General features: G+C 63.2%; 19 protein-coding genes. 2 read left to right on the top strand and 17 right to left on the bottom strand.

What is annotated here, in order from left to right; all coding sequences use genetic code 11:
• Positions 1 to 2: 2 nt before the first annotated feature.
• The 9 genes from PHS32_RS08970 to PHS32_RS08930 all read right to left on the bottom strand — a co-directional run bounded on the left by PHS32_RS08970 (position 3) and on the right by PHS32_RS08930 (position 9,472).
• Complete coding sequence (locus PHS32_RS08970; RefSeq protein WP_301078581.1) at positions 3 to 470, bottom strand: hypothetical protein; 468 nt, start codon at positions 468 to 470, stop codon at positions 3 to 5.
• A 207-nt stretch (positions 471 to 677) separates the two neighbouring features.
• Positions 678 to 2,333 carry an MFS transporter gene (locus PHS32_RS08965; protein WP_301078580.1) on the bottom strand — a complete coding sequence of 552 codons (1,656 nt, stop codon included), beginning with the start codon at positions 2,331 to 2,333 and terminating at the stop codon, positions 678 to 680.
• Positions 2,334 to 2,502: 169 nt separating this feature from the next.
• A complete protein-coding gene (locus PHS32_RS08960) occupies positions 2,503 to 3,144 on the bottom strand; it encodes a 2-hydroxychromene-2-carboxylate isomerase (protein ID WP_301078579.1) in 642 nt (213 codons plus the stop codon).
• The gene (locus PHS32_RS08955; protein ID WP_301078578.1) at positions 3,141 to 3,332 is read right to left on the bottom strand and encodes a DUF1289 domain-containing protein; all 192 of its coding nucleotides are present in this window, start codon (positions 3,330 to 3,332) and stop codon (positions 3,141 to 3,143) included. The genes PHS32_RS08960 and PHS32_RS08955 overlap by 4 nt, the downstream gene beginning before the upstream one ends.
• Positions 3,329 to 3,829, bottom strand: a complete 501-nt coding sequence (locus PHS32_RS08950) for a YbaK/EbsC family protein (protein WP_301078577.1) — start codon at positions 3,827 to 3,829, stop codon at positions 3,329 to 3,331. The genes PHS32_RS08955 and PHS32_RS08950 overlap by 4 nt, the downstream gene beginning before the upstream one ends.
• A gap of 3 nt (positions 3,830 to 3,832) precedes the next feature.
• Positions 3,833 to 4,741 carry a hydroxymethylglutaryl-CoA lyase gene (locus PHS32_RS08945; protein ID WP_301078576.1) on the bottom strand — a complete coding sequence of 303 codons (909 nt, stop codon included), beginning with the start codon at positions 4,739 to 4,741 and terminating at the stop codon, positions 3,833 to 3,835.
• Positions 4,742 to 4,777: 36 nt separating this feature from the next.
• A complete protein-coding gene (locus PHS32_RS08940; RefSeq protein WP_301078575.1) occupies positions 4,778 to 5,698 on the bottom strand; it encodes a glyoxylate/hydroxypyruvate reductase A in 921 nt (306 codons plus the stop codon).
• Positions 5,699 to 5,812: 114 nt separating this feature from the next.
• Positions 5,813 to 7,834: an acetyl/propionyl/methylcrotonyl-CoA carboxylase subunit alpha gene (locus tag PHS32_RS08935; RefSeq protein WP_301078574.1), complete on the bottom strand. Its 2,022-nt coding sequence runs from the start codon at positions 7,832 to 7,834 to the stop codon at positions 5,813 to 5,815.
• 15 nt (positions 7,835 to 7,849) lie between these two features.
• Positions 7,850 to 9,472, bottom strand: a complete 1,623-nt coding sequence (locus PHS32_RS08930; protein ID WP_301078593.1) for a carboxyl transferase domain-containing protein — start codon at positions 9,470 to 9,472, stop codon at positions 7,850 to 7,852.
• 134 nt (positions 9,473 to 9,606) lie between these two features.
• Between PHS32_RS08930 and PHS32_RS08925 the strand changes: the two genes are divergently transcribed.
• Positions 9,607 to 10,659 carry an AraC family transcriptional regulator gene (locus PHS32_RS08925; protein WP_301078573.1) on the top strand — a complete coding sequence of 351 codons (1,053 nt, stop codon included), beginning with the start codon at positions 9,607 to 9,609 and terminating at the stop codon, positions 10,657 to 10,659.
• 12 nt (positions 10,660 to 10,671) lie between these two features.
• On the opposite strand, the gene PHS32_RS08920 is transcribed toward PHS32_RS08925, so the two are convergent.
• The 8 genes from PHS32_RS08920 to PHS32_RS08885 all read right to left on the bottom strand — a co-directional run bounded on the left by PHS32_RS08920 (position 10,672) and on the right by PHS32_RS08885 (position 17,361).
• On the bottom strand, positions 10,672 to 11,340 hold the full coding sequence (locus PHS32_RS08920) for an HAD family phosphatase (protein ID WP_301078572.1): 669 nt from the start codon (positions 11,338 to 11,340) through the stop codon (positions 10,672 to 10,674).
• A 20-nt stretch (positions 11,341 to 11,360) separates the two neighbouring features.
• On the bottom strand, positions 11,361 to 11,783 hold the full coding sequence (locus PHS32_RS08915; protein ID WP_301078571.1) for a rhodanese-like domain-containing protein: 423 nt from the start codon (positions 11,781 to 11,783) through the stop codon (positions 11,361 to 11,363).
• A gap of 28 nt (positions 11,784 to 11,811) precedes the next feature.
• On the bottom strand, positions 11,812 to 13,287 hold the full coding sequence (locus PHS32_RS08910) for a sensor domain-containing diguanylate cyclase (protein ID WP_301078570.1): 1,476 nt from the start codon (positions 13,285 to 13,287) through the stop codon (positions 11,812 to 11,814).
• Between the two features lie 9 nt (positions 13,288 to 13,296).
• On the bottom strand, positions 13,297 to 13,902 hold the full coding sequence (locus PHS32_RS08905; protein ID WP_301078569.1) for an SCO family protein: 606 nt from the start codon (positions 13,900 to 13,902) through the stop codon (positions 13,297 to 13,299).
• Positions 13,903 to 13,914: 12 nt separating this feature from the next.
• The gene (cyoE, locus tag PHS32_RS08900; protein ID WP_301078568.1) at positions 13,915 to 14,811 is read right to left on the bottom strand and encodes a heme o synthase; all 897 of its coding nucleotides are present in this window, start codon (positions 14,809 to 14,811) and stop codon (positions 13,915 to 13,917) included.
• Positions 14,808 to 15,923: a COX15/CtaA family protein gene (locus PHS32_RS08895; protein WP_301078567.1), complete on the bottom strand. Its 1,116-nt coding sequence runs from the start codon at positions 15,921 to 15,923 to the stop codon at positions 14,808 to 14,810. Before PHS32_RS08895 ends, cyoE begins: the two co-directional genes overlap by 4 nt.
• Positions 15,924 to 15,929: 6 nt before the next feature.
• Positions 15,930 to 16,577 (bottom strand): hypothetical protein, encoded by a 648-nt coding sequence (locus PHS32_RS08890; protein WP_301078592.1) that lies wholly within the window; start codon positions 16,575 to 16,577, stop codon positions 15,930 to 15,932.
• A 61-nt stretch (positions 16,578 to 16,638) separates the two neighbouring features.
• Positions 16,639 to 17,361, bottom strand: a complete 723-nt coding sequence (locus PHS32_RS08885; protein ID WP_301078566.1) for an SURF1 family protein — start codon at positions 17,359 to 17,361, stop codon at positions 16,639 to 16,641.
• 15 nt (positions 17,362 to 17,376) lie between these two features.
• Between PHS32_RS08885 and PHS32_RS08880 the strand changes: the two genes are divergently transcribed.
• Positions 17,377 to 17,598, top strand: a complete 222-nt coding sequence (locus PHS32_RS08880; protein ID WP_301078565.1) for a twin transmembrane helix small protein — start codon at positions 17,377 to 17,379, stop codon at positions 17,596 to 17,598.
• Positions 17,599 to 17,600: the final 2 nt, after the last annotated feature.

The raw sequence follows: 17,600 nt of genomic DNA, 5'->3' as shown, positions 1-17,600 counted from the left end.
CCCTAGTCTTTCAGCGCCCGCTCCAGGGCAACACAGGGTTCGACGCCGACAGCCGCCTGAATTTTTGGCAGCAGTGCCAGCAAGCCGTCAACGCCATTGGCCGCTTCGACCGCCAGATTCAATCTGAAGCCGCGCAAACCGAGGCCGGCCGTCAGCCGGGTCGCAATGGGCATGGCCGCCATATAGCGCTCTTGCGGCGAGCGTGTGCTCGGCTGGTCGACCGCAGCTTGGTCGGGAACGGCAACTGCAACCGGGTCGCTCACCGGCTCCGGCAGGTTTGCCAGAAAGCCCTGCCGCACCAGATGATCGATATCGTCTTGCGTAATCCCGAGACCGGCCGTCATGGTCAGCACCTGGGTCTCCGACTTGACACCATCGAACAGAATGAAGGCTGACCTTTGACGGGACGACAACAGCGCCGACCGCGCCTTGAACGCCTGCTGACCCGCTTCTGTCTTGGTGTATTTCATTGGCGCATTTTAGTGTTGCCCAAGCGCCAAGCTAGGGCTCAACCGCTTGTGTCATTAGGTTACAAATGTCAGATTTGAAACAATTCATTACCGCCATCGTCACAGGCGTTACCGGTTTCCGGTGCTCCAAAAAAAACAGCCCTCACGGGGAGGGCTGTTTTGCGATCGACCGAGCCGCTTCAGCCCGGTCGAAGAGTCAAGCAAAGCTCAGTCGTTGGCGTAAATATCGACGTCCTTGGTTTCTTTCACGAACAGCGTGCCGACCACAAAAGTCATGGCCGCAATCGCAACGGGATACCACAAGCCGCTGTAGATATTGCCTTGCGCCGCCACGATGGAGAATGAAATGGCCGGCAGGAAACCACCAAACCAGCCATTGCCGATGTGATACGGCAAACTCATGGAGGTGTAGCGAATGCGCGTCGGGAACAATTCCACCAGCATGGCGGCGATGGGACCGTAAACCATGGTCACGTAGATCACCAGGATGGTCAAAATCAGGACCAGCATCAGCCAGTTACTGGAGCCCACCGGAATCGGATCGGCCTTGGCCGGGTAACCCGCCTCATCCAGGGCCTTGCGTACTTCTTTCTCGAAGCGCGCCTTCTCCTCCTTGGCATTGGCGGCCAAGCCGTCGTAGGCGGCAATCGACTTGTCACCCACCTTGACGGTGGCCACTGTGCCGGCCTGCATCACGCTGTCGTAATTGACGCCCGAATTCGACAGGTAGGTCCGTGCCAGGTCGCAAGGTGTCGTGAACTTGGCGGTGCCGGTCAGGTTCAGGATCAGGTTGCAGTGGGAGGGCTCCGAGACCACGGTGACGGGCGATTTCTGGATCGCTTGCTGCAGTTTCGGGTTGGCGTAAGTGGTCAATGCGTTGAACAGCGGGAAGTAGGTCAGCACCGCCAGCAGACAGCCCGCCATGATGATCGGCTTGCGGCCAATCCTGTCGGACCAGGAACCAAAGAAAATGAAGAACGGCGTACCCAGAATGAGCGAGACCGCGATCAGGACGTTGACGGTGGGACCATCCACCCGGAGGAAGGTTTGCAGGAAGAACAAGGTGTAGAACTGGCCGCCGTACCACACCGTGGCTTGACCGGCGGTCAGGCCCAGCAGAGCCAATATCACGATCTTGGCATTCTTCCATTGACCGAAGGATTCGGACAGCGGTGCTTTCGAGGTTTTGCCTTCAGCCTTCATTTTCGCAAAGGCCGGCGACTCGTTCAATTTCAGACGAATCCAGACCGACACGGCCAGCAAAATGCCGGACATGGCATAAGGAACACGCCAGGCCCAATCGGTAAAGTCTTTTTCGCCAAAATAGGTGCGGGTGCCAAGAATCACCATCAACGCCAGCATCAAGCCAACGGTTGCCGTGGTTTGAATCCAGGAGGTGTAAAAGCCGCGTCGGCCCTGCGGCGCGTGCTCGGCCACGTAAGTGGCGGCGCCACCGTACTCACCGCCCAAAGCCAGGCCCTGGAACATGCGCAAGGCAATCAAGGCAATCGGCGCGATGATGCCGGCGGTTTTGTAGGTCGGCAGGAACGCCACCAGAAAGGTCGACAAGCCCATGATCAAAATGGTGATCAGGAACGTGTATTTGCGGCCGATCATGTCGCCCAGGCGGCCGAACACCAAAGCGCCAAACGGACGCACCGCAAAGCCTGCGGCGAACGCTAGCAGCACGAAAATATTGCGCGTGCTTTCATCCAGTGCGGAGAAGAAGTTGGCCGCAATGATGGCCGACATCACACCGAACAGATAAAAGTCATACCACTCGAATATCGTGCCTAGCGACGAGGCGAAGATCACCATCTTCTCGCCTTCTGACATTGGCCGTGGGGCCACTGCTGTTGCCATATTGATGTCTCCTAAAGTTATGGGCCCCCGAGATGGGGGTTGCTAGTATTCTTGGAGACAGTACTGACCAGCCTCTGACGCGAAACCAACACAAACTTTCAGCAAACTGAACAGCGCCTGACAAACTAGGGTGCAACCCTTGGTTCACATTTCTTAATGTGGCAAATCGCTACTTTGGGCGTTGCACCGCCGCCGGCAAACTTGCAGCGGCATCCCACTGCGGTCCGGCAAACCAGGCATCGCCGCGCAAATAATCGCGCAACATGGGAAGGGCATCAAAACCCCAGAACAGTTTGTCGTCGACGGCCAATGTGGGCACGCCGAAAACGCCCCGCGCGATGGCTTCGTCGGTATGGGATTTGAGCTGCGCTTTGACCTCTTCGCAATCGGCCGCGCGCTTGGGTGCCAGTTGCCGCGTCAAGCCTTGCAGACGTTGCGCATCGGTGGCATCGGCGCCGCCGCGCCAGACATGCCGGAACACGGTCTCGCAGACATAGCGATTGGGCAGCCCCTGGTCCTCGCAGGCCAGCGCCAGACGCAACAAGGCCAAGGGATTGAAGGGGTGTGCCGCCGGCAATTGCAGCGCTATGCCATGGCTGTGCGCCAGCCACTGCACCTGGCGGTAAGTCCAGTCGCGCTTGGCCGCTATCTCCGCCGGCCCCAACTGCCCGTGATGCTTGAGCAAGGCGGCAAACAGCACCGGCTTGTAAGTCACGCTGTAGCTGTGCCCCATCAAGGCCTGCGGCAGGCCCTCGAACGCCAGGTAGGCGTAGGGCGAAATGAAGTCCAGATAAAAGGTGATGTGTTTCATGCTGCGTTGGCCTTGCGCCGTTGTTCAATCCGCGCCCAGATGAGGCGCTTGCTTTCGTCATCGGCGTTGCCCCAACGGGCGATCTCGTCAATGGTGCGGTAGCAGCCCTCGCACAGGCCGGTCGACGGCTTCATGCGGCAGACCGAAATACAGGGCGAGGGCACGGGCACGGACTCAGGCAGCGTCATGGCAAAACCACCACCACGTCGGCCACCGGGGCGCCGGTCAGTTGAACCAGGTCCGTCGGGCTCAGGCGGAACACCGCGTGCGGGTGCCCCGCCGCCGCCCAGATTTCAGCAAAGCGTTGCAGCTCGCGGTCGATCAGCGTAACCGACGGCGTGGCATGCGCGATGGGTGGCACGCCGCCGATCGAATAGCCGGTCCTGGCCTTGACGAAGGCGGCGTCGGCGCGACCCAGCGGACCGACCAGTGCCGCCACTTTTTTTTCATCGACGCGCTGGTCGCCCGAAGTCACCACCAGCACCGCCGCGTCGTCCGACTGGCGGCGAAAAATGATGCTCTTGGCAATCTGGCCGACCACGATGCCCAGGGCGTCGGCGGCTTGCTGCGCGGTGCGCGCGGCGTCATCCAGCAGCACCGGCGGATGTGGATGGCGCGCCGCTTGCAAGGCAGCCAGCACCCGTTGTACCCCGTCAGGCAGAGCCCTGGTTTCGTTTGCCGCCATGAGTTACCCTTCCCGTTTGTTGAGCAGCGCCGTGGCGGCACGCGAGTTCGGCTTGCGCTGCAGAAAGTCGCTGATGAACTTGCCGGCGTCGACTAATCTGTCGAGGTCGATGCCGGTTTCTATCCCCATGCCATGCAGCAGGTAGACCACGTCTTCGCTGGCCACGTTGCCGGTGGCGCCCTTGGCATAGGGGCAGCCGCCCAGCCCGGCCACCGAGGTGTCGAATTGCCAGACCCCGAGCTCCAGCGCCGCCAGCGTATTGGCCAGCGCCTGGCCGTAGGTATCGTGAAAATGGCCGGAGACATCGTTGATATCGAAATAGCGCAGGGTCGCTTCGACCGCGCGCCGCACCTTGAGCGGGCTGCCTACGCCTATGGTGTCGGCAACGCCGATGTGCTGCACGCCAATGCCTTTCATCAAGCCCGCCAGATAGCCAACCCGCTCCGGCGCAATCTCGCCCTCGTAAGGGCAGCCCAGCGCGCAGGACATGGCGCCGCGCACGTAAATGCCGGCCGCGCGCGCCGCCTGCACCACCGGCGCGAAGCGTTCCATGCTCTGGGCAATGCTGCAATTGATGTTCTTCTGGCTGAAAGCCTCGCTGGCGGCACCGAACACCACGATCTCATCCGGTTTGGCCTTCAGCGCCGCCTCGAAACCCTGCAGATTGGGCGTCAGCACCGAATAGCGCACGCCGGACAAGCGCTGGATACCGGCCATCACCTCGGCGTTGTCGGCCATTTGCGGCACCCATTTGGGCGACACAAAACTGGTGACCTCGATCTCTTTCAAACCGGCGTCCTGCAAGCGCTGCACCAGTTCGATCTTGACGCTGGCCGGCACCGCCTGTTTTTCATTCTGCAAGCCGTCGCGCGGGCCGACCTCGACCAGTTTGACGCGGGGGGGTAGGTTCATCCAGATATTCCTCAATTCGATGGCGGCGCCTTATCCTCAGTAGCCGCGCACGCTGTCCACGATACCGACAATCGGCTGGCCCGCTTCCAGCGCCCTTATTTTGCCCGCGATCTGGGCAATGGACTCATCACGCAAGGTGCGCGCCGAGGTATGCGGCGTGATCGTGATTTGGGGATGGCGCCAGAACGGATGCTCGGCCGGCAAGGGTTCGGTGCGGAACACGTCCAGCGTGGCGCCGGCCAGCTGTCCGCGGTCCAGCAGCGTCAGCAAGTCTTCCTCGACCAGATGCGCGCCACGCGCCACGTTGATCACATAGCCGCCCGCTTGCAGTTGCGCCAAGGTGTCCAGGCGCATGATGTCGCGCGTCTCTGGCGTCAGCGGCAACAGGTTGACCAGCACTTTGCTGGCGCGCAAAAAATCGTTGAACTGGGCCGCGCCGGCAAAGCAGCGCACACCCTCGATAGCCTTGACCGATCGGCTCCAGCCCAGGACCGGGAATTCGAACTGCGTCAACGCTTGGGCGACGCGCTGGCCCAGCACGCCCAGGCCCATGACGCCGACCGGAAATAGCGCGCGCTCGCGCGGTTTGCGATAAGACCACTTCCCGGCTTTCACATCCGCTTCATAGCCATCGAACTCGCGAAAGTAGCGGATCACGGCATGGCAAACATACTCGGCCATCTGCACCGACATGCCGGCGTCGTCGAGCCGCACCACGGTGGCCCGTGGCGGCAGGCGCAGCTTCAACAAGGCATCGACACCGGCGCCGATGTTGAAGATGCCCTTGAGCTGTGTTTGCTCGTCAAAGAATTGCTGCGGTGGCGCCCACACCACGGCGTGGTCGGCCGCCGGCGCGCCGGCTTGCCAGACTTCCACCTGAGCGCCTGGGAAAGCGGCCCTGAGCCCGGCCAGCCAGGGCTCGGGCTTGGTGCCGGTACAACAAAATGTAATTTTCATGGATGGCAAGCGTACCCTACACGCTGTCATTGCGGGCCAGACCCGCAATCCATGGATCCCGGATCGGGGTCCGGGATGACAGCCGCTGGGATTATTTTGAAGACCCGTTCGTTATTACACCACCAGCTTCAGCAGTTCGGCACCTTCCGGCACCTGATCGCCCGGCGCATACAGCAGTTCGGCCACCACGCCGTCCATCGGAGCGGCAATGGTGTGCTCCATCTTCATGGCGTCCAGCACCGCCAATGGCTGGCCGATTTTGACCTTGTCGCCGGCCTTGACGGCAAACGACACCACCTTGCCGGGCATCGGTGCCGTCAGGCGCCCGCCTTCGACCAGGTTGTCGCCGGCATGGGCCAGCGCATCGATGGCGGTGATCTGGGTTGCGCCCTGCGCCGAGAAGATATGGGCCACCGCCCCATTCCGGTAGACATTGAGGATCTGGCGCCGCTCGCCCCAGCGCACGTCGATGCCATGCGTGACCGCCACAAACGCGAACACGCCCAGCTCGCCGGCAACGTTCAGTTGCAGCGCGCCATCGTGCAGCGTGGTCATTTGCACCAACTGCACCTGGCCGGCAAATTCGAAGTCGAAGCGGCGGCCGCTGGGGCCGTGCGAACGCCAGCCATCGCGCCGAGCCCAGGGGTCCAGCCACTCGGCGCGGTCGGCGCGCTGCGCCTCATAGGCTCGTTCCTGCAACAAGGTATCGGCGATGGCGCCGGCCACCGCCAGTGCCAGCCCGACCTTCTCCTGCTTGAACAGCACCGCGGCTTCGCGCGCTATCAGGCCGGTGTCCAGATCGGCCTGCACGAAGGAGCGGCTTTGCACCACGTTGCGCAAGAACTGGACGTTGGTATTGAGCCCCACGATGTGGGTCTGGGCCAGCGCCACGTCCAGGCGCGCCAGGGCTTGCGCACGGCTGTCGCCATGGACAATCAGCTTGGCGATCATGGAGTCGTAGAACGGCGAGATCGGGTCGCCCTGACGCACGCCCGAGTCGACCCGCACGACGGCATTGCCAGGCTCAAAGTTGACGCAGGGGGGCAGAGCGTAAACCTGCAAAGTGCCGGTGGCCGGCATGAAGTTGTTGTCCGGGTTTTCGGCGCAGATGCGGGCCTCGATGGCGTGACCGCTGATCTTGAGCTGCTCCTGCAACAGCGGCAGAGGCTGGCCTGCGGCCACCCGCAATTGCCACTCCACCAGGTCTTGCCCGGTGATTGCCTCGGTGATCGGATGCTCCACCTGCAAACGCGTGTTCATCTCCATGAAGAAGAAATTCATGCTGCCGTCGGACCTTTGCTCGACGATGAACTCGACCGTACCGGCCCCGACATAGTTCACGGCCCGGGCGGCCGCCACCGCCGCCTGGCCCATCTTGCCCCGCAGCTCCGGCGTCATGCCGGGCGCCGGGGCTTCTTCCAGCACTTTTTGATGTCGGCGCTGCACCGAGCAATCGCGTTCGAACAAATACACGTAGTTGCCTTGCGTGTCGCCGAACACCTGAATTTCGATGTGGCGCGGGCGCTGCACGTACTTTTCCAGCAACACCGCGTCATCGCCAAAACTGTTGCGCGCCTCGCGCTGGCAACTGGCCAGCGCGGCGGCGAAGTCCGCGCTCTTCTCGACCACCCGCATGCCCTTGCCGCCACCGCCGGCACTGGCCTTGATCAGCACCGGGTAGCCGATGGCGTCGGCCTCGCGCAGTAGCAAGGCCGGGTCTTGGTCGGCCCCGTGATAGCCGGGCACCAGCGGCACGCCGGCCAGCGCCATCAGGCGTTTCGATTCCGCCTTGAGACCCATCGCCTTGATGGCCGCCGGCGGCGGGCCGATGAACACCAGACCGACGTCAACGCAGGCCTGCGCGAACTCTTCGTTTTCGCTCAGGAAGCCATAGCCGGGGTGGATCGCCTGCGCGCCGGTGGCCTGCGCCGCGGCGATGATTTTTTCCCAGCGCAAATAGCTGTCCCGGGGTGCGCTGGCGCCAATGTGCAAGGCCTCGTCGCAGACGCTGACGTGCTTGGCATTGGCGTCGGCATCCGAATAAACCGCCACCGTCTTGATGGCCATGCGGCGCGCCGTGGCGGCCACGCGGCAGGCGATCTCCCCTCTGTTGGCAATGAGAATTTTGTTAAACATGGTGGTCTCTTTTCATTACATCCGGAACACGCCGAACTGGGTATCGGGCAGCGGTGCGTTGAGCGCGGCACTGAGTCCCAAGGCCAGCACGCGGCGCGTGTCGGCCGGGTCGATGATGCCGTCGTCCCACAGGCGGGCCGTGGCGAAATAGGGATGCCCCTGGCTCTCGTACTGGTTGCGGATCGGCGCCCGGAAGGCTTCTTCCTCTTCCTTGCTCCAACTGCCGCCGCGCTCTTCGATGCCGTCGCGCCGCACCGTCGCCAGCACGCTGGCCGCCTGCTCGCCGCCCATCACCGAGATGCGGGCGTTAGGCCACATCCACAAAAAGCGCGGGCTGTAGGCACGGCCGCACATGCCGTAGTTGCCGGCGCCGAAACTGCCGCCGATGATGATGGTGAACTTGGGCACCGCCGCCGTGGCGACCGCCGTCACCATCTTGGCGCCGTTGCGCGCAATGCCTTCGTTTTCGTACTTGCGCCCGACCATGAAGCCGGTGATGTTCTGCAGGAACACCAGGGCGATCTTGCGCTGGCAGCACAACTCGATGAAGTGCGCGCCCTTCAGGGCCGATTCGCTGAACAAAATACCGTTGTTGGCAATGATGCCCACCGGCATGCCCTCGATGTGCGCAAAGCCGGTCACCAGCGTGGTGCCGTAGCGCGGCTTGAACTCATGGAATTCGCTGCCATCGACGATGCGGGCAATGATCTCGCGCACGTCGTAGGGCTTGCGCGTGTCGGTGGGAATCACACCGTACAACTCTTCGGCGGCAAATTTGGGTGCCACCGGCGCCAGTACGGCCGCCGCAACCGCCTTCTTGTGATTCAGGTGCGACACCGCCTGGCGCGCCAGCGCCAGCGCGTGCAAATCGTTCTGCGCCAGATGGTCGGCCACGCCCGACAGGCGCGTATGCACATCGCCACCACCCAGGTCTTCGGCACTCACCACCTCGCCCGTGGCGGCCTTCACCAGCGGCGGGCCGCCGAGAAAAATGGTGCCCTGGTTCTTGACGATGATGGTCTCGTCGCTCATCGCCGGCACATAGGCGCCGCCGGCGGTGCAACTGCCCATCACCACGGCAACCTGGGCAATGCCCAGGGCGCTCATGTTGGCCTGGTTGAAAAAGATGCGGCCAAAGTGCTCGCGGTCCGGAAACACCTCGTCCTGTGTCGGCAGGTTGGCGCCGCCGGAGTCGACCAGGTAAACGCAGGGCAGCCGGTTTTGCTGCGCAATTTCCTGCGCTCGCAAGTGTTTCTTGACGGTCATCGGAAAATAGCTGCCGCCCTTGACGGTGGCATCGTTGCAGACAATCATGCAATCGACGCCCTCGATCCGGCCGATGCCGCAAATGACGCCGGCGCAGGGCGCGCTGTCGCTGCCGTCGCGATCCCGGTACAGCCCCATGGCCGCCAGCGGCGAGAGTTCCAGAAACGGCGTGCCGGGGTCCAGCAGCATCTGGATGCGATCCCGCGGCAGCAACTTGCCGCGCCCGGTGTGTTTGGCGCGGGCCGCTTCACCACCACCCAAGGCGGCCTTGGCGATTTGCACATTGAGGTCTTGCACCAGCACTCGCATGGCGGCGGCGTTGGCCTGAAAATCAGCGGATCGGGGTTTTAGTTTGGTCTCCAGATGGGGCATGGTGTTCTCTCTAAAGTTCAAAGCGTCGACGGCTCTGTGCGCCATTGTCTACCGCCTTGAGGATAGAGGGATAAAGCACTCAATGGCTGTCACCCAGGTTGCAAATCGTGCCACCTGAACGCATACTGTGGGCCATGCGCTCCGATCTTCCATCCCGGCCCCGTTCCAGCACCCTGGCCACCACTGTCCAGTCCGTGACACCCATGGCTTTTGTCAAGGCCATTGTGGAGGCCTACGCGCGGCGCGGAATGGACCCCGGCAAAGCCCTGAATGTGGCACAAATCACGCCAAAGGAACTGGCCGATCCAGCGTCCCGCATCAGCGCCGCGCAAATGGAATGCATCTCCGGCGCCGCGATGCAGGAGCTCGACGACGAGGCACTGGGCTGGTTCAGCCGCCGTCTGCCCTGGGGCAGTTACGGCATGTTGGCGCGCGCCTCCATCAGCGCCGCCAGCCTGGGCGTGGCGCTCAAGCGCTGGTGCCGGCATCACGCCCTGATCGCCGACGACATCACACTGAGCCTGAAGGTGACGGGCGACTGGGCCACGCTGTACATCAGCGAGCAGCGCGATCTCGGTGTGTTGCGCGAGTTCTGTCTGGTCTCCGTGCTGCGCAATATCCACGGCCTGGCCTGCTGGTTGATCGACTCGCGCCTGCCGCTGCTGGGCGCGCAGTTTCCCTTTGCGCCGCCGCCGCACCACGAGGTCTACGCTGTGCTGTTCCCAGGCCCCACCGCCTTCGACAGCGCACCGGCCGCGCTGCGCTTCGATGCACGCTATCTGGCACTGCCACTGCGCCGTGATGAGTCGGCGTTGCAACAGATGCTGCAACGCGCGTTGCCGCTGACCGTGCACCAGTACCGGCACGACCGCCTGCTGCTGACGCGCGTGCGCCAGGCCTTGGCCAGCCAGCCGGCACGCAGCCATAACGCCGATGATCTGGCGGCCCTGCTGCACGTCTCGGCGCGCACGCTGCACCGCCAGTTGAAGGAAAAAGGGAGCTCACTGCAAACCCTGAAAGACGAGGTGCGCCAGCGCCGCTCCCGCGACCTGCTGCTGCGCAGCGCGCGTCCCATCAAGCAGGTGGCCGAGGCGGTGGGCTTTCGCAACGAGAAAAGCTTCATCCGCGCTTTTCAGGCCTGGGTCGGCCAGTCGCCCAGCGAATTCAGGCGCGCCGGGCAGCCCTGATAGCCCTCCTGTTTACGCAAGACCGGTTGCGGCCAGCAACTGTGGCAACTGGGCCATGTGCCCGAACAGATGGCTGGCGCCGGCTTGCTTCAGTGCCGCCCCCTGCTCGGGCTGCGGACAGTAGGCCCAGACCGTGGCGCCGGCGGCAACGCCGGCCAGCACACCGGTGGGCGTGTCCTCGATCACCAGACATTGCCGCGCTGGCGCCTGCAAGTGCTGCGCCGCCGCCAGGTAGACGTCCGGCGCCGGCTTGGAACGCGCCATCTCGTGACCGCTGAAGATGCGGCCGGCAAAGAAATCCATCAACCCGACCTTGCTCAACTGCATTTCGACCTTGAAGCGGTCGGCACCGGAGGCGCAGGCGATGCGCTGCCGGGTGTGGGCATGCGCCGCGGCCACGGCGGTGTCGGCACCGGCGACCATCTCCAGTTGTGCCTCCAGCGCCCGGTTGCGCCGCTCGTAGAAGAGTTGCATCCAGTCCTCGGTCAGCGGCCGCCCGGTCGCCGCCTCAATCATCTGGCGCTCTTCGCGCACCGCCTTGCCGATAAAGAGGCGCATGCAATCCTCGGGTGTCAAGACCCAACCGGCCTCTTCCAGCAGGTCGCGCAGGACGCCGTTGGTAATGGGCTCGCTGTCCACCAGCACGCCGTCGCAGTCGAACAGGATGGCTTCAAATTTCATGACGGGATCGGTGCCTGCACTCAGGCCTTCTTCTGGCGCCGCGCTTTTTGCTGTTCCAGCGTCTCGGTCGGAGCGCCCTGCTTGACCCACTCGGTGTAGCCGCCCTCGATGTGCGCCACGTTGCCCATGCCCATGTCCTGCAAGGCCTTGGCCGCCAGGGCGCTGCGCCAGCCGGCGCCGCAGAACAGGATGAACTCCCTGGACTCGTCGGCAAACAGGGGCTTGTGGTAGGGCGAGGCCGGATCGACCCAGAATTCGAGCATGCCGCGCGGCGCGTGGTAAGCGCCGACCACGGTGCCCTCGGCCAGCTCGCGGATGTCGCGGATATCGACGATCTGGACGGCGGCGTCATGCAAGCGCGCCTGGACCTCGGCCACCGAGTAGGTCTTGACCTGGGCCATGGCCTCGGCCACGAGTTGTTGATAACCTTTGGTGATGGGCATTAAGGACTCCTTGGGACAAATGGGGGGATCATGCCGAAGACGGCGCCGCAGCTGCCACGCAGACCCGGTTGCGCCCACTGCTCTTGGCCTGGTAAAGCCCGGCGTCGGCCCGGCTGATGGTTTGCTCCACCGCCTCATCGCCGCTGAACTGGCTGACGCCGACACTGACCGTCAACGCCAGTTGCACACCGTCAATTTCAAATTTTTCCTGCGCGATGCGTTGCCGGATTTTCTCCGCGGTCTGGCACGCCTCCTGGCTATCGCAGTTGTCGAGCACCGCCAGAAACTCCTCGCCACCCCAGCGCACCGCGATGTCGGACTTGCGCAAGCCTTGCTGGAGCTGCTCCGCCACACGGCACAGCACGCTGTCCCCCAGCGCGTGGCCGTGCCGGTCGTTGATCTGCTTGAAATTGTCCAGGTCGAACAGCAGGATCGAAATGGGATGCGGCTGGCGCTGGTAGGCCGCCAGCATCCGGCTCATCAGGATGGTGAAGGCCTGGCGATTGAGCATGCCGGTCAGCTTGTCGGTGGCGGCCATGGTCTCGATGCGGCGCTGGTAGCGCGACAGCGACAGGTTCATCAGCAGCACCACCAGCAGCGTGACGACCAGACAGATCGCCAGATTGATGTACAGGACCTCGCGCACCTCGGCCAGCGCCTCCGACTCGTCCTTCTCGACAAACAGATACCACTTCAGTTCCGGGACGTAATGCACGTTGAGCAAGTGGGTGGTTCCATGGGCCTCGTATTGGTAGCCCCCGTTCTTCTCAAGCAGGATGCGGTCGATGATGTCGCGCAGGCCCGGCCGGGCGTGCAGATCGGGCGAGGCCGGCGCGCCGTTGCCGCCAAACAGCACCGCCTTGCCCTGGCCATCGACAAAATAAATGGTGCGCCGGTAACGTTGCTGGTAGTCCTTGATGCGGCGGTGCATGGCGTCCATCGTCAGACCGATGCCGGTGGCCCCCAGGTACTGCCCGGAAAAATCAAAGACCCGGTAGTTGATGAAAATGGTCATGGCATCCTGATTCGCCAGATCGGGGTCGACATTGATTTCGTGGTCTTCCTTCAGGCCACGCACGCGGAAGTACCAGGCATCCCGCGGCTCGGTGGCCGAGATCCGTTTCAGAATCCCGTTGCCGGTGTAGTAGTTGAAACTGCGGTCCGAGACAAAAAAGCTGCTGAAAGCACCATAACGGGTCTTGATTTCCTGCAGGTAGCGGTTCATCTCGTCGACGTTGCGCTCACCCCTGAGCGCCCAGTCGCGCAGGAAGGTGTCGTGCGCCATGGTGGAAGAAATCACCACCGGCTGCACCAGGTCCTTCTGCAACTCGACGTAGATATTGCTGGAAGCCAGCGGCAACTCCTGTCCGATGATGGCTTCCCGGATGGCGTGCTTGGAGACGAAGTAGCTGCCCAGCGTGGTGGCAAAAAAACCCAGCGCCAGCAGCACGCTGAGCAGGATCAGCAGGCGCCGGCCATCAAAAACCTGTTTCGTGACAACCATGCTGATCGCCTACTGCTGTAGCAGCAGCTTGATATCCGCCGCCAGCGCCGCGGCGCCGCTGCCGTAGCGGGTGTACAAGCGCAGCTTGCCCATGGCGTCGTAGACGTAGCTGCCGGCCGAGTGGTCCAGCGTGTAGCTGGTGGGCGTCGGTCCGTCCACCTTGTTGTAGTACACCTTGTATTCCTTGGCCAGGGCCTGCAGTTTCTCGGGGCTGGTGTAGAGCGCCAAAAAGCTCGGGTCGAAATTTTCCACGTAGGCTTTGAGCACTTCAGGCGTGTCGCGCTGCGGATCGAGCGTGACGAACAGGCCTTGCACACGCTCGCCATCCCGGCCCAGCAACTTTTTCACCGCCACCAGTTCGACCATGGTGGTGGGGCAGACATCGGGGCACTGGGTGTAGCCAAAGAACAGCACCACCACCTTGCCGGCAAAATCCTTCAAACTCCTGGCCCGGCCGTTATGGTCGGTCAAGGCAAAGTCGCGGCCATAGTCGGCACCGGTAAGGTCGATCGCCGCGAAGCCGGCCTTGTTCTCGGAACAGGAAGCCAGCAAGCCGGCTGTTCCACTCAAACCCAGCAGCGAAGCCAGGACTTTGAGCGCAGCACGTTTGTTCATTTCAATCAAACTTCAAAAAACATAATGGTCGATCAGCAAGGCGGCAAACAGCAGACTCAGGTGCAGCAGCGAAAAGCGAAATGTCTTGCGCGCCAGTTGATCCGAATAATCACGCCAAAGGTAGAAAGCATACAGACAAAAACCGACGCTCAAAACCAGCGCCGCGATCAGGTAAATCCAGGAGCTCATGCCGTAGATGTAAGGCATCAGGCAGGCGGCGAACAGAATCACGGTGTACAGCAGCACCATCAGCCGGGTGAACTGGTTGCCGTGCGTCACCGGCAGCATCGGCAGGCCCGACTTGCGGTAGTCTTCCACACGGTACAGCGCCAAGGCCCAGAAATGCGGCGGCGTCCACAAAAAAATAATCAGAAACAGAATCAGCGCTTCCGGCCCCACATCGCCCGACATGGCGGCCCAGCCCAGCACCGGCGGCATGGCGCCGGAGGCACCGCCGATCACGATGTTTTGCGGCGTCAGGGGCTTCAGGATGACCGTGTAGACCACGGCATAGCCGATGAAAGTGGCAAAGGTCAACCACATCGTCAGTGGGTTGACCCAGACATACAGCAGGACCGAGCCGGCCAGGCACAGCACGGCCGAGAACAGCAGGGTCCGCCGGTCGTCCAGTTCGCCCATGGCGGTCGCTCGCCAGGCGGTGCGTTTCATTCGGGCGTCAATGCTTTTTTCGACGATGCAATTGAAAGCCGCCGCCGCCCCGGCCACCAGCCAGATGCCCAGGCAGGCCAACAGCGCCAGCCGGACCTCGGCCCAGCTGGGCACGCCGGGAACCGCCAGCAGCATGCCGATCAGGGCGCAAAAAACAATCAACTGAATCACGCGCGGCTTGGTCAAGGCATAGAACTGCCGGAACACCGACGGCGCAGCAGGATGCGAAGGGCTGCTCATGCGCGGCGACTGGCGGCCAGCGTCCAGCTCATGACAAGCACCAGGGCCGCCGCCCCGCCGGTGTGCAGGACGGCGACCAGCAGGGGCCAGTCGAACAGCACGTTGCTGAGTCCGGTGGCCAGTTGCAAAGCGGTCAGCCCGGCCAGCCAGCGCGCCGGCCGGCGCAGCGCCGGCACCGAACCGAGCCGCCAGGCCAGCAACCCCAGCGAAGCCAGGACCAGCAACGCCAGCAGGCGATGCGCGTAGTGAATGGCGGTCAAGGCGGCAAAGCCGATGGTCGCGCCGCTGTGCGTCAGCCCCAGTTCGCGCCAAAGCTCGAAGCCCTGCCGAAAATCCATCAAGGGCCACCAACTGCCCTGGCACATTGGAAAATCGGTACAGGCCAGCACCGCGTAATTGGTACTGACCCAGCCGCCCAGCGCCACTTGCAGCGCCAGCAAGGCAAACGACAGCCACAACAGCCGGCGCAGTGGGGAGGCCAGGGCAACCGGCGGCGCGGCGCCGTCAAGCTGGGCCAGACGCACCACCTGCACGCAGAGCAAGGCCAGCAGCACCATGCCACCCAGCAGGTGCAGCGTGACGATCGCCGGAAACAGCTTCATGGTGACCGTCAGCGCGCCAAAGGCGCCTTGCAGACAGACCCACAGCAGGGTCAGTGTCGGCCACCACACGCTTGCTCCGGCCTGTACGGATTGACGCCTGCGCCCCAGCCAGGCGGCGACCGCCAGCACCACCATCAACACACCGACGCTGGTCGCCAGGTAGCGGTGAATCATTTCAATCCAGGCCTTGTCGTGCGTGACCGGACCGCTGGGCATGGCGCTCTGGGCGGCGGCAATAGCGCCATGGGCCGCCAGCGGACTGGCCTGGCCATAACAACCCGGCCAGTCGGGGCAGCCTAGACCGGAGTCGGTCAAACGCGTGAAGGCGCCAAACAGGAGCAGGTCAAAGGTCAGAAACAGCGTCAGCAGCGTCAGTGCGCGAATCCGCCGCAGCGGTGTCGCGCGCCGCTGCTGGTACCAGATCCAGGTCAAAGGCCCCAGCGCCAGCAACAAGCCCACGCACAGCATGCGGACCAATGGCGAGAAGTCGTACAGCGCTTGCACCGTCATCCCCTGCTACTGAGCGGCCGGGCGCCCGGGCTGGTCCCACGACGCGGAGGCGCGCAGCACGCGCTCCAGGTCCCGTTTCGCCTTGCTGGCACCGGCAATGTCCAGCTCCGCCGGAAAACGCAACATCCAGTTGCCCATCGGATCCACCAGGTACAGATGCTCCGCCAGTTGATGGCCGCTGGCCGGCGCCAGCCAGGCCGACAGCACGCCCGGCGCCACGCGCAACACCGTCGCGTCCTTCAAGGCCGGCAGCAGCTTGTCATTGACGGCATCAGTGTCGGAGACCAGCCAGACCCAATCCAGCCGGTCCTTGTCCTTGCCCAGGCTCTCGCGCAACTGGCGCTGCAGGTACAGATGGCGACTGCAGGCTTCGTCGCAAGCGCCGCCCGCCACGCTCAGCAACAGCCATTGTCCCTTGAGCGCCGTCAGCGGACCGGCCTGCCCGCTCAGGCTGACACCGGGTTGATCGGGCAGCGGGCGCTGCGGCTCGATCAACTCGCCGAAATTGCGCCTTCCTTCAGGACGCACCACATAGTAGGTGAAATAAGAGGCCAGCACCGGCGCCGCGCAAACCAGAAAGACAGCCAGCATCTTCCAGCGCCCGTTGCGGCTGCGCTGCGCATCCGCGGCCATGACGCGCTCCGGCGCCGGCATCGAATGAACCGTCAAACCGAGCGGGCTATCGCCGGCGCTGCTGGCCCCCGCAGGGGCAGCGTCAGGAGCGGCGCGGTGGGAAGAATCGTCTAACAATTTGAAACCAGACATAAAGAATTGCGATCAGCGCACTCAGCGCGAACCATTGGAAAGCATAACCATAGTGGGTTTCGACGCCGACGCTGACCGGCGGCCATTCGCGCAACAAGCCCTCGCTGGCGGCACCCGTCTGTTGCACGGAAACCGGCAGCAAGGGCAGACCCAACTCGGCAGCAAATTGGGCCAGATCCAGATTTTGCCGGATCAAGCCCGACTCCGCAGCGCCAAACTGGTACAGGCGCGACGGCGGCGCGGCAATGCGGCCCTGAATTTCCACCACGTCATCGGGCGTTTCGACCTTCGCCAGACTCTTGCGGTCGACAAAATTTCTGGCCACCCAACCGCGCTGCACCAGCACCACGGCGCTGCCGCCTTCCAGCCGCAGCGGCGTCACGACATACAAGCCGGGCTTGCTGTTCATCTGGCGGTTGTCCAGGAACACCGTGCCCGACGCGATCCAGCGGCCGCGCAAGTCCACTTGCCGCTGCAACTCGCTGGCCGGGTCCGCCAACGACAGCAGCGCCTGGCCGCTCAATGGCGGCAGCGCCGCCTGGGCGTCGATGCGGGCTTGCCAGGCAATTTTCTGCCCGGCGCGCGACAACTGCCAGCGCCCCAAGGCCAGCGTGATGACCACGGCCAGCAGGCTGACCAAGGTGACCAGCCAGAACTTCCAGCGCAAACTCACGAGATAATCCGGTTCATGAAATATGGGGTCATTCTTGCATTTATCGGCATCCTCGGCAGCCTGGGCTGGGCTCTCTTTTTCATGCTGAAGAAGGATGACGCTGGCGCCTCCAGAGACAAAAAAATGGCGCGGGCACTGGCCTTGCGGGTCGCCATTTCAATCCTGCTGTTCGCCAGCCTGCTGCTGGCCTGGAAACTCGGCTACATCCAGCCCACCGGCATCTCCGCCGGACAATAACG

Origin of the sequence: Rhodoferax sp. (genome assembly GCF_028714215.1) — a bacterium.
In the GTDB taxonomy this organism is placed as follows: Bacteria; Pseudomonadota; Gammaproteobacteria; order Burkholderiales; family Burkholderiaceae_C; genus Rhodoferax.
Note: the sequence above shows the minus strand (reverse complement) of the source record. Positions and strands in the feature narration are given on the sequence as shown.